The sequence below is a fragment of the Calothrix rhizosoleniae SC01 genome (genome assembly GCF_900185595.1).
GTDB lineage: Bacteria > Cyanobacteriota > Cyanobacteriia > Cyanobacteriales > Nostocaceae > Calothrix_A > Calothrix_A rhizosoleniae.
In genome coordinates, this window is the sequence record NZ_FYBH01000053.1 from 1 (window position 1) to 12,267 (window position 12,267).

7 protein-coding genes and 1 pseudogene are annotated in these 12,267 nt (G+C 38.9%); 5 read left to right on the forward strand and 3 right to left on the reverse strand.

The genetic code is table 11. From position 1 onward, the window contains the following. Positions 1-175 (forward strand): gamma-glutamylcyclotransferase (locus CALSC_RS03045; RefSeq protein WP_200817543.1); only part of this gene is annotated, 175 nt, incomplete at its 5' end. Between the two features lie 387 nt (positions 176-562). On the opposite strand, the gene CALSC_RS03050 is transcribed toward CALSC_RS03045, so the two are convergent. Continuing rightward, complete coding sequence (locus tag CALSC_RS03050; RefSeq protein ID WP_088239950.1) at positions 563-1,621, reverse strand: serine/threonine-protein kinase; 1,059 nt, start codon at positions 1,619-1,621, stop codon at positions 563-565. Positions 1,622-1,857: 236 nt separating this feature from the next. Here CALSC_RS03050 and trhO point away from each other — a divergent pair. Then, positions 1,858-2,762: pseudogene (trhO, locus tag CALSC_RS03055) on the forward strand (oxygen-dependent tRNA uridine(34) hydroxylase TrhO). A 9-nt stretch (positions 2,763-2,771) separates the two neighbouring features. On the opposite strand, the gene CALSC_RS03060 reads toward trhO, so the two are convergent. Both CALSC_RS03060 and CALSC_RS03065 read right to left on the reverse strand, forming a co-directional pair. Continuing rightward, positions 2,772-3,437, reverse strand: a complete 666-nt coding sequence (locus CALSC_RS03060) for a class I SAM-dependent methyltransferase (RefSeq protein WP_088239954.1) — start codon at positions 3,435-3,437, stop codon at positions 2,772-2,774. A gap of 474 nt (positions 3,438-3,911) precedes the next feature. Beyond that, positions 3,912-4,496: an LURP-one-related/scramblase family protein gene (locus CALSC_RS03065; protein WP_088239951.1), complete on the reverse strand. Its 585-nt coding sequence runs from the start codon at positions 4,494-4,496 to the stop codon at positions 3,912-3,914. 232 nt (positions 4,497-4,728) lie between these two features. On the opposite strand from CALSC_RS03065, the gene CALSC_RS03070 reads away from it, so the two are divergent. The 3 genes from CALSC_RS03070 to CALSC_RS03080 form a co-directional block, all read left to right on the forward strand. Continuing rightward, on the forward strand, positions 4,729-7,056 hold the full coding sequence (locus CALSC_RS03070; RefSeq protein WP_235006662.1) for a heavy metal translocating P-type ATPase: 2,328 nt from the start codon (positions 4,729-4,731) through the stop codon (positions 7,054-7,056). Positions 7,057-7,217: 161 nt separating this feature from the next. Continuing rightward, positions 7,218-8,522: a hypothetical protein gene (locus tag CALSC_RS03075; protein ID WP_088239953.1), complete on the forward strand. Its 1,305-nt coding sequence runs from the start codon at positions 7,218-7,220 to the stop codon at positions 8,520-8,522. Positions 8,523-8,674: 152 nt separating this feature from the next. Beyond that, positions 8,675-12,267: tetratricopeptide repeat protein (locus CALSC_RS03080; RefSeq protein ID WP_143288131.1), on the forward strand; the 3,593-nt coding region annotated here is incomplete at its 3' end.

Below are 12,267 nucleotides of genomic sequence, written 5' to 3' on the forward strand. Positions count from 1 at the left end.
TAATAAATTATCCACCGAAGTTGCACCGAACGACTGGTATTTTAATGTTGTTTTAAATGGTGCGGTGACTTGTGGACTTCCAGAAGATTATTGTTGGTCTTTATTTAACCATATGTACCAATTACAACTCAATAAGCAAGAAAAAAAAGGAGTTGCTGAATACTGGGATGATTGAAGCTGACACGGAGACGCGGAGACACGGAGACACAGGGATTATGGTTTATCTTCTCTGAACAAATCATCTCGCAATTATGCAATGCTCAAAAAAAATTGGTTATATCTAAAAATGAACCAAATTTGAGCAATCATTGTGACTAATGAGAACTTGAAACTCTTATACAGTAGTCTTTTAGCTATCCAAAATCTGAAAATGGATTGATGTTTTGTTGTGAGTCAAAAAAGAGGGGTGGAATACACCCCCAACACACACACAAAAATGAGATCTGATTTAATTTACCAATCTCCTACCTGAATACACCATCGAGAAAATACGGTAATTTTTACTTGTTTATAGGAAATTACTAATTAATCTGAGACATATGTTACTAAATGTATAACTATTTTAACAAATTTTTGTCTTTAGTTTAGTTCGCCATTGTCGAATAGCTTGGGCTGTACGTGATACTGGTGGTAAATATTGCTGAATATTGTCATCTTGACTATGGGTAGTATGAACCATACTTAATCTTTGAGAGCTTAAACAATCGGTCAAAGTAGGTAATTCAGATTCCATACTTAAAGCCACTAAAACTTCCTGCGCTGATTGAAAACGTTCCTCCACGCAAATCTTGAGCATTTTATTCAGAATGTAAGTAAAGTGGGGGGTAAGGTCTATATACTGTTGCCAACAGAGTTCACCTGTAACTGAATCATAATCAAACTCTAAGGGAGGTTTTCCTGTTAACAAATAAAGACAAGTAACACCCACTGCATAAATATCACTGGCATATACGGGATGTAAAGATAACTGTTCTGGTGCAGCAAAACCCATAGTCCCAACAAAACTAGTTTGCTGCTGTTTATTCTCATAAATATCATTAACTTGTGCGATTTCTTCCTTAACAGCCCCAAAATCGATCAAGACTAATCTCCCATCATCTTGACAGTGCAATAAATTATGAGGCTTAATATCCCGATGAATCACATGATTATTATGTATGTACTGTAATACTGGTAGTATTTGCCGCAAAAATTGCTTAACACTGACTTCATTTTTTACCCCTGTCTTTTTTACTACTTGGGATAAATTAAGACCACTTATATACTCTTGAACTAAATAAAATTCCCCATTAATCTCGAAATAGTCTAACAGCATGGGAATTTGGGAATGACTACCAACTTGACCAAGTATTTTTGCTTCTTTGGCAAATCTTTTCCTCGCACGTGCTAACTTTTGAGGATTATTCATCTGTGGACAAAGTTGTTTAATCACGCATAGAGGATGACCTGGTAATCTCACATTTTTGGCTAAAAAAGTGACACCAAATCCTCCTCTACCTAGAATACTAATAATTTCATAGCGATCGCAAAATAATTTTCCAGAAGCACATATCCTACCCAGTTGAGTATTCTGTAAAATATCTGTGCGAAAATTGGATATTTTCTGAGACATTTGATTCATTATGAAAAAGGTAGAAGCTTAAATTTAGTAATTTTTGTCATAACTATCTTTAAGTTAATGGCAGAATTTCTAATCAGCTAGTAGTATTACCCAATCTTTGCCAAATACTCACTTAGTATATGTTCTGAGCCGAAATTTTATCATCTCAACTTTAAATATCTATAATAAATTTTTAAAACAATAATATGAATTTTTTATAATTCCATCAGTAGTCCCTGTACTTTTACATAACTGAAATGACCATAGTTGTTGCCACACTTTATAAATTTATCAAATTGGCTGAGGCGGTTCCTCTAGAACATCGGCAATCAAGTCTATTATCCTATTGTCAAGCACAAGGGGTAAAGGGGACTATTCTTTTAGCAGCAGAAGGGATTAATGGTACAATTGCTGGCACACGTCAGGCCATAGATGCTGTTTTATCATACTTACGTACCGATCCCTTGTTTGCAGATTTGGAACATAAAGAGTCTTATACAGATACACCACCATTTGCACGCATGAAGGTGCGTTTAAAAAAGAAATAGTTACTATGGGTTTACCAGAGATAGATCCTAATGAGCAGGTAGGAACATACGTAAGTCCCCAGGAATGGAATCGGATTATTCAGGATCCAGAAGTAACTGTAATTGATACTCGTAATGATTATGAAGTTAGTATTGGTTCCTTTCAAGGAGCAAAAAATCCTCACACCGATTCCTTCCGTGAATTTCCAGAGTATGTAGAGCAAAATTTAGACCCCGATAAACACAAAAAGGTGGCTTTATTTTGTACTGGAGGTATTCGCTGTGAGAAAGCCACATCTTTGCTATTGGCGCGGGGATTCTCAGAGGTTTACCACCTCAAGGGTGGTATTCTCAAATATTTAGAGTCAGTACCCACAGCAGAAAGTTTATGGTCAGGAGAGTGTTTTGTTTTTGACCAACGGGTTGCTGTGAGTCAGGGGTTAGAGCCTGGTAGTTATGACATATGTCCTAGTTGTGGACATCCGATTTCAGAAAGCGATCGCCAACATCCTGCATATGAACCAGGAATTTCCTGTCCCCAATGTTTTGATAGTCTTACAGAAGAGAAAAAAGCCCGTCTGCAAGAGAAAAAGTACCAATTAGAATTGGAAAAGCAAAGAAAACAGCAGCAATAAAAGTTTCAATTAAGGATGCTTAACAGCTAAAGTTAAACCATCTGCGATCGGTACTAAACTTAAATTGATCCGTTGATCATTATGTAACTTCTGATTCAATGCCCGGATTTTCTCAGTTCTATTATCTTTTACCTGGGGATCTGCTACTTGTCCAGACCACAAAACATTATCAATAGCAATTAATCCCCCAGGACGCACTAACTGTAATGCTCGTTCATAATACCCGTCATAGTTGCTTTTATCAGCATCGATAAAGGCAAAATCAAAACTATCACTTGACCCTGCGGTTATTAACCCATCTAGGGTTTCCAAGGCAGGAGCAATCTGTAAATCAATTTTATGATCAACATCTGCTTGCTGCCAATAACGACGGGCAATTGCAGTATATTCTTCACTGACATCACAGGCAACAATCTTGCCATCTTTGGGTAAAGCTAATGCCACAACTAAAGTGCTGTAGCCAGTAAATACCCCTATCTCTAATGTCTTTTTAGCTGCCATCAATTGCACCAACAAAGCCATAAACTGTCCTTGCTCCGGTGCTATTTGCATCTTCCCCATAGGGAGTTGTGCTGTTTCTTGGCGCAGTTTGGTGAGAATTTCTGGCTCTCGTAAGGATACGGAAAGCAGATAATCATAGAGTTGTGTTGATAGTCCTAGAGTTTTATTTGCCATATCTCTATTTTGAATTTTAGATTTTAGATTTTGCGGAAAGTTGCGGTGCGGGGGTTCCCCCCGTTGAGCAAACTTTTCAAGACGGATTTTGGATGGAGAATCACCTTCTGTGTTGGTGTTATAATACCAATTCAAATAATGTTTGCGACACATACATTTTTCGTAAGGGCGCGGCAGCAGTAAGATAATTGTATATACCAAAAGATTGTGGATGTTCCCTACCCATCTGTCCCATTCTTTTTTCAAAATGGTATAACAATCCATCTATTCCATTATTGTTGCAAATAGAGATCAAATTAGGATTTTAGGTTTAAAATCCTTGCATCTGTTATTTTTTCTGGCAAAAAGAATAGAAATAAAGAGGCTGGAACTACTCCCCACTCCCCACTCCCTACTCCCTACCCTCACCAAAGGACTTTGTCAGCAAGCCCTAAATATTCATTCATGGTTGAGCAAAATTAATCAAATGCAACACTAACCGCGAGTTCTTTCCAATAGCAACATCATGATTAAGCTCAATAATACTTGCTGTTCTTCTCGTTCACTGAGTTGATTCATGGCTTTAATGGTAAATTTTCGGGAAAGAAACGAAGGAATTTTTTCCAAACGCATTACTAATGTTTCATCTGGACGACTAACTAAATATACTGGGTTAAAAACGTAACCACTTAAAAGACCTATAATCGGTATCTCTGCAAATAAAGCATCCGCTACCTTAATCCAGGGGTTCTTTTCCTGGATAGTCATAATTACATTATCACCATCAAAAATGTCATAACGGGCACGCCATAGGGAACGTAAACCCCGTCTTTTAACTGCACCAATGGCTGTATTATCCCTATCAGTGAAATTGTAACGGGCAGAAAAATCAATGATGCGATCGGCTTTAATATAGTAAAGGGGTTTACTACGTTCAGCATCTGCAAAGACGGTAATTAATTCCTTCAGCTTAAATAGCTTCTGCTTGACATAGAATTGTAGACTTCCCTGGTTATCCATGACGGATATTTGGGGTGCAAATGCCCATAATTTAAAGGTAAGTTCTAGGGGATACTGCATAGTAATTCTGGAATAATGGTATATTTCTCGCTTTATTAATCCCAGTTTTCAGAGCTAACTAACACCAAGTCGTTTCAGTTATCAGTTATCAGTTATCAGTTGTCAAGGTATTTCATCTCACCCAAAGGATGTTTTATCGAGCGCAAACTACTTGAGTTGATAGAAAACTCTCACAGGAAAGTCTAAAATAGTTATCATAGCTTGCCAATTCATAGATTGCAGGAAGGAAGGAATGATGACTGTTGAAAATATCCTTACCTTGAAATTAGGAGGTATGCGTTGTGCTTCCTGTGCTAAAACAGTGGAAACTGCAATCGTGAAAGTTCCTGGTGTAGGTGAATGTAGTGTCAATTTTGGTGCAGAGCAAGCCACTATTAAATATAATCCTCAATTAACTAATTTAGAAACAATTCAAGCAGCTGTGCAAAATGTGGGTTATTCAGCCCAACCTTTGACCACAGATATACTTGCATCCGAGGAAGATGGGGAAAAACAAGCTAGCTCTGCTCAATCGCGGGAGTTGAGAATTAAAGTTGCAGTGGGAGCAGTAATTAGTATTGTACTTGTAGTCGGCTCTCTACCAATGATGACTGGGTTGAATTTACCTTTCATTCCTTCATGGTTGCACAATCCTTGGTTGCAGTTAGTCTTAACCACACCTGTGCAATTTTGGTGTGGCTATGGCTTCTATATCAATGGCTGGAAGGCGCTCAGGAATCGTACTGCAACAATGGATACCCTTGTATCTCTGGGTACGAGTGCAGCGTTTTTCTATTCTCTCTTTGCAACTATATTTCCTGGCTTTTTTACAGTTCAGGGTTTGCCAGCGGAGGTATATTATGAGACTGCGGCGGTAGTCATCACCTTAATTCTGTTGGGGCGATTGTTTGAACATCGGGCTCGGGGAAAAACTTCAGAAGCGATTCGTCAATTGATGGGTTTGCAACCTAAAACTGCTAGGGTGATTCGAGATGGGAAGGAAGTTGATATTCCCATAGTCGCAGTCAAAATTAATGATGTGGTTTTAGTTCGTCCTGGGGAAAAAATTCCTGTGGATGGGGAAGTTATATCAGGGAGTTCTACTATAGATGAATCTATGGTTACGGGGGAAAGCATACCTGTAAAGAAACAATCCGGGGATGAGGTAATTGGAGCAACAATTAATAAAACAGGTAGCTTTAAATTTCGAGCGACAAGGGTAGGGAAAGATACTTTTCTGGCGCAAATCGTCCAATTAGTCCAACAAGCCCAAGGCTCAAAACCCCCCATTCAAAGGTTAGCAGACCAAGTTACTGGCTGGTTTGTGCCGGTGGTAATTACTATTGCAATTTTGACTTTTATCCTCTGGCTTAGTTTCACCAGCAATATTACCTTAGCCTTAATTCCCACGGTTGGTGTCCTTATTATTGCCTGTCCCTGTGCTTTGGGTTTAGCTACACCTACTTCCGTGATGGTGGGTACGGGTAAAGGTGCAGAAAATGGGATTTTAATTCGCGATGCGGAAAGTTTGGAACTGGCGCACAAAATCCACACCATTGTCTTAGATAAAACTGGTACTTTGACAATGGGTAAACCTACGGTAACAGACTTTGCCACGGTGGAAGGAACAGCAAATCAGAATGAGTTAAAATTATTACGCCTAGCCGCAGCAGTGGAAAGACAGTCAGAACATCCCCTGGCAGAGGCGATTGTTAATTATGAAGGATTACAAACCGCATCTTTGCCAGGACAACAACTATCAGTCCCAGCAATTACTGGTTTTGCAGCCTTGGCTGGTAGTGGTGTACAAGCTATAGTTTCCGATCGCTTGGTGCAAATTGGGACTCAACGATGGATGGAAGAATTGAGAATTAATACTGATAAATTATGTGATTATCAATACGCATGGGAGAAGGCGGCAAAAACCGTGGTGTGGATGGCTGTGGATGGGGAAATAGAGGCAATTTTTGGGATTGCTGATGCTTTAAAACCATCTAGTACGGCAACTGTGAACACCTTACAAAGTATGGGCTTAGAAGTTGTCATGCTTACAGGAGATAACCAACAAACCGCAGAAGCGATCGCCAGTGAAGTTGGTATAAAAAGAGTCTTTGCCCAAATTAGACCGGAGCAAAAAGCCGACATTGTAAAATCTCTTCAGGTAGAGGAAGGAAGAAATAAATCCAAAATCCCAAATCCAAAATCTAAAATAGTAGGGATGGTGGGGGATGGTATCAATGACGCGCCAGCCTTAGCTCAAGCAGATGTGGGAATTGCCATTGGTACGGGGGCAGATGTTGCGATCGCAGCTAGTGATGTTACTTTAATATCGGGGGATTTACAGGGGATTGTGACAGCGATTCAACTCAGTCGAGCTACCATTCGGAATATTCGCCAAAATCTCTTCTTTGCCTTTATATATAATATTGCAGGTATCCCCATTGCCGCAGGGATTTTGTTTCCCATTTTTGGCTGGTTACTCAACCCGATTATTGCTGGAGCTGCGATGGCATTTAGTTCGGTTTCTGTGGTGAGTAATGCCTTGCGCTTGCGTAATTTTCAGCCGAAAACTATGGGGTAGGAAAATTTTAGATTTTAGATTTTAGATTTTAGATTTTAGATTTTAGATTTTAGATTGTGAATTTGAATTTTTATTATTAACCCCAGGAGCAAAACCTTAGTTATACTGAGAGAATATGTACAGTCCAATACAGGACTCCTTCTCATTTTCAGGTTATCAGTATGAGTACAGTAGGTTTTTGGCAGCCCATTTACCAACTTTTTGAGCCAGAGAAACCCTTAGCTACATCTGAAGAATTAAACAACTTCTACGTCCAACGGAAAAACAGTCCTGTAGAAAGGCTTGTGACTCTGATTAGTTTACAACAAGATCCAGCCAAGTTTTTGTTGGCAGGTCATAGAGGTAGTGGAAAAACCACAGAATTACGAAGACTACAGCAGAAATTAGGATATGAACATACTGTTATTTGGATTGATGCTGAATTTGCTCTCAACAAATTCAATGCAGGTTATGCAGAAGTAGTAATTTTAATTGGTTTAGAAATTTATAATCAAGCCAAAAAGTCAGATTGGAAGCTTGACCGTAAACTGTATAATAATCTAGAAAATTCTTTAAAAACTGTAGTCAAAGTTGAGTCACAAAATGAAGAGGGAGCTTTTAAACTACCAGAAGTTATGGAGAAAGTCGGTTTGCTCCTCAAACGTGGTTTTGACCGACAACAAACCCGAACTTTAAATGTGCTCCCGGTATTAAATGACATTATTAAAAACGTTAATAGTATCATTAAAGCAGCAGAAGATAAGAGATTAGAAAAGTTATTAGTAATTGTGGATGGTTTAGATAAGCACGAAAGACGCACGACTTTAGATATGTTTTGTCGTTCAAGTTTGTTGGCAGAACCAGAATGTCACATTATTTATTCCATACCACTTGAGTTGAGACATTCAACTGAATATAGCCAAGCCAAAGAACACTTTGATGAATGCTTATCTTTGAACAATCTACCTGTTTTCCATTGTGATGATAATTTACGTCCTACCACAATACCCCATGATTATGGTAGGCAAACAATGAAAAAGATAATTGACAAGAGATTGCAAAAATTAGATAGAGGCTATCAAAATAAAACTATCTTTGACACAGATGCTTTAGAGGAAATTGCCGAAAAAAGTGGTGGTGTTAATCGTGATTTAGTGCGTTTAGCCAGAACTTGCTGTGAAGTAGCTTTGAGACATAGAAAAGATTTGGTTGATGCAGAAGTAGCTAAGGAAGCAGTCAATAAAGAACGTCAAGTATACAACTTAAATGATTATCAATTTCCGGTATTGCTTGACATACACTACACTGGAAAATTAACAACTAAAACTCATAGTCTTCCCCATAAAGGCGAATTTATTATCTGTGATGAACTTTTACAGAATAAGTCTATTTTGGGCTATGAGCATGAAATTGGTAATGCTTGGTTTGATGTCAATCCCATACTGATGGAAGATTTAGAACGCTGGCAAAAAGGTAATAATAAATAAGTTATCGAAATATTGGGGTCTAAAACCCTGCCTTTTGAGACGAATTTTTTTTTGAGACAAGGTTGGAATCCCGGTCAAAAAAACAAATTTATTACTTATTACTTATTACTTATTACTTATTACTTATTACTTAATTCAAGGGTTACTCCCAGATGCAACCTGATATTGATGCTCCTCCTCCAATTCTGAGTCAAATTGATCAAGATGAATTGACAGATTTAGTCAACATTCTCTTGCTATCTAGTGGAATGAAAACTATTTTTGCCATAGCACCAGAACCGAGTCCCCAGCATCCGGTGGTGGAACAGTTCAAGCTATTACTGCAAAATAGTAGCCAGGAGTTTCAAGTTCAAAATTTTTTCTATAGTGATGAGCAACTGTACAACTTCATCTATGGTTCAGAGCAGGTTGCAAAACAAGCCGCTGATGGTAATCATCGCCGGATTGTGATGGCATTTGGAATTGAGCAAGTTCCTCTACCGCGCATGTTGAACGAACTAAAACAGTTAAATCTGGGGCGAGAGATACTTTTTCAACAACAAATTATATTAATTTTCTGGCTAAATAAAGCAGACTTTTTAGATGAATTTCGCAGCCGTGCGCCGGATTTCTGGGATTGGCGGGGTAAGGTAGTCAGATTTACAACCCGTCCGCCCAGAAATCCCTTGCTGTATCCTTATTTAGAATGGTTAATTGCTGAGAATTCTTACCTGAGAACCAGTGGCGTAATGCAAGTGCAACGCCAAGTAGATATTTTTCTCGACCAAATTTATGTTTCCCTGCAAGCTGTCAGAAAACAGGAAGTTACGGAAACTCTTGATGGAAGCACTAGTAAATTAGCAAGGGGTGCATACAGGGAAGCGGAGATTAGACAAAGGGTGAGTGTTAGTAGTTCCAGTCCCCGTGAATTAGATGAACCTGGCTACTATGAAGAATATGCAGAACCTATTTTGGAATATGAGCCAGTAGTCACCACTAGTAAAACAGTAACCCAAAAGGTAGATTTATCCCAGGCGGTACGAGAAAATCGCTACAGCATAATTTTAGGTGCTCCTGGGGCGGGAAAAACAACCCTGATGCATTATTTGGCTCTGCATTTTGCTACTGCTAAACGGGATGGAAATGAAAGAGTTATAGGGGGAGAAGACAAAGAAGATTTAGGTGAAGTGCGCCTACCTATTTTATTTCGCATTGCAGACTATGCTGAACGGCTGGAAGAACAACCTGATTTGAGTTTACGCGACTACCTGTGTCAGTTTTACCGCCAGTGGGAAACTTATTTTGAAAATCCCCCTGCTCCTCTACCTCTTCCTCACAACCCAATTGCTCAGCTGCTATTAGAGCAAATGCGTTTAGGACATTGCTTGATGCTACTGGATGGGTTGGATGAGGTATTTGATCAAACAATTCGCAGACAGATTGTGCAACGGATTGATGAATTTGTTGATGCTTTTTCTAGTAACAAATTTGTGATTACCAGTCGGATTGCTGGCTACCGGGATGTGAAACTCAGCAGTCGCTTCAGTGAGTTCACTATTGAAGATATGAGTGGGGAACAGGTAGAAAATTTCCTATATCGCTGGTGTAAAGCAGTAGAAAAGGCGCAACAGCCAGAAACCAGCGAAGAACAGTGGCAAATAGCCGGAGAAGCCCAAGCGAGGGAGATTTTAAAGGCAATTGAAGATAATGAGGGAGTAAAGCGACTGACAGCCAACCCACTACTATTGACGATTTTGGCATTGATTCACCGCAATGGGAAACGCTTACCCAATCGTCGTGTGGATTTATATGAGTTAGCAGTAAAAACTTTAACTGAAGATTGGCAATTAGGGAAGAAATTACCTGATGCTAATAAAGTGTTACTGAGTCAAAATGAGGTGGTGGAATTTTTAGCACCCCTAGCTGACTGGATGCATGAGGACAAGCCTTCTGGTTTGGTGACTGAGGCGGAAGTTGAGCAAAAGTTAGCTGAAAAATTAGCCGAGCTGAATGATACTGAACCAGAATCGGATTCGGTGCGACAACAAGTACAGGAATTTTTACGGAAAGTCAGGGAAACTACGGGTTTATTTGTGGAACGTGCGCCTGGTGTTTATGGCTTTATGCACCTGACATTTGAGGAGTATTTTGCTGCACGTTATATTGCTGATAATGATGCCAGTGAGATTCTGGAAATCATAGATTTACGGTTACATGAACCCCGTTGGAGGGAGCCGATTTTGTTAGCTTTGGGGTATTACGGTGTTCATTTTCCCAGCATGATTAATAAGTTGGTGAAAAAACTTTTCCAAAAGCTTAACGATTACCAACCTGCGCTGGAATGTGGAGAAATCAAAATTAAAAATGCTACTGCACCAGATGCCATGATTATTTGGTCTGGATTACGGGGAGAAGCAGACAATACCTGTATGCAGTCAGAATTTCCCCTGCAAGATTTACTATTTGCGGGTCAAGTAATAACTGAAATTGAAGTTAATAACAGTAGTATTCGCAAAAAGCTAATTGAAAAGTTAGTTTTGACCTATGTTGGTGTGGATACTGATTTTGAAGATGATGTAATTAAACAATTGTTGAGATTACTGCGCCAAATTGAATTGTTTAATCAGAAAGGTGAAGTGATAGCCAAACTGAAACAAGTTGCTGAAAGCTCTATTGTGTCTCAAGAGATGGGTGTCAAAGTACAATCAGCAATTCTTTATGTTGCTTGTGGTGAAGCTGGGACAGGATTAGCTCAATGTGTGACTAAGATTGTCAATCAATTAGAACCTTTACTATTTAATAGTATTAGGAATTTATTTGAGGAATTGGGTGAAGAAATGACACCTGCTCTGGAAATAATGCGACAAAATCCGAGTGGGGAACTGGAACAACAACAGGCATTAAATTTTATCACTGGAATGTCTTATATCCGTTCAGATAATTATGACAAAGCAATTGCAGTTTTAGAGAAAATAACTCACCAGCAAGAAAACCGTCTTACCCCATTTGTTTATTGGGCATTAGCTATATGTCATGAGGAAAAAGAAGATTACAACAAGGCAGATGACTATTACAGTCAATCAAAAATTACTAATTATCATGAAACGAATACGTTATTTATTTTCTGGAGACACTGGGGTTGGTGTCATCGTTTAAGTGGTACATATGAGGAATCACTAAAATGTTTTCAAAACTCGCTTGGGATTGCGAAAGGACTAAAAAATTATAAATATGAGGCTAATATTTTCTATAACATAGGGAGAACTTATAAAGATTGGGGTAAATACGAAGATGCGATCACTCATTATCAACAAAGCCTTGAGCTGTATCAGCAATTGAGTAAAGAAGAAAATGTAGCTAATCAGTGGTATTGGCTTGGTGATTGTTATCGAGAATGGAGTAAATATCAGCAGGCGATTGATTGTGAACTCAAAGACTTGGAAATTTGTCAGCAGCTAGATGACCAATCAGCAATTGCTTTGGCTTACTGGCAGCTAGGTCGAATTTATCAAGGATGGGACAAATATGAAGATGCGATCGCTCATCATCAACAAAGTCTTGAACTCTATCAGCAATTAGATTTACAAATTAATGTTGCTAACCAGTGGAATAACCTAGCTGATTGCTACCGAGAATGGAGTAAATACCAGCAGGCGATTGATTATGAACTCAAAGAATTAGAAATTTGCCAGCAGTTAGATGACCAAACAAGAGTTGCTTTAGCTTACTGGCGACTAGGTCGCATTTATCAGGAATGGGAAAATAC

Coding starts and splice junctions, on each gene's coding strand:
- CALSC_RS03075 (WP_088239953.1), top strand. CDS start 7,218: ATGAGTACAGTAGGTTTTTGGCAGCCCATTTACCAACTTTTTGAGCCA.
- CALSC_RS03070 (WP_235006662.1), top strand. CDS start 4,729: ATGATGACTGTTGAAAATATCCTTACCTTGAAATTAGGAGGTATGCGT.
- CALSC_RS03060 (WP_088239954.1), bottom strand. CDS start 3,437: ATGGCAAATAAAACTCTAGGACTATCAACACAACTCTATGATTATCTG.
- CALSC_RS03065 (WP_088239951.1), bottom strand. CDS start 4,496: ATGCAGTATCCCCTAGAACTTACCTTTAAATTATGGGCATTTGCACCC.
- CALSC_RS03050 (WP_088239950.1), bottom strand. CDS start 1,621: ATGAATCAAATGTCTCAGAAAATATCCAATTTTCGCACAGATATTTTA.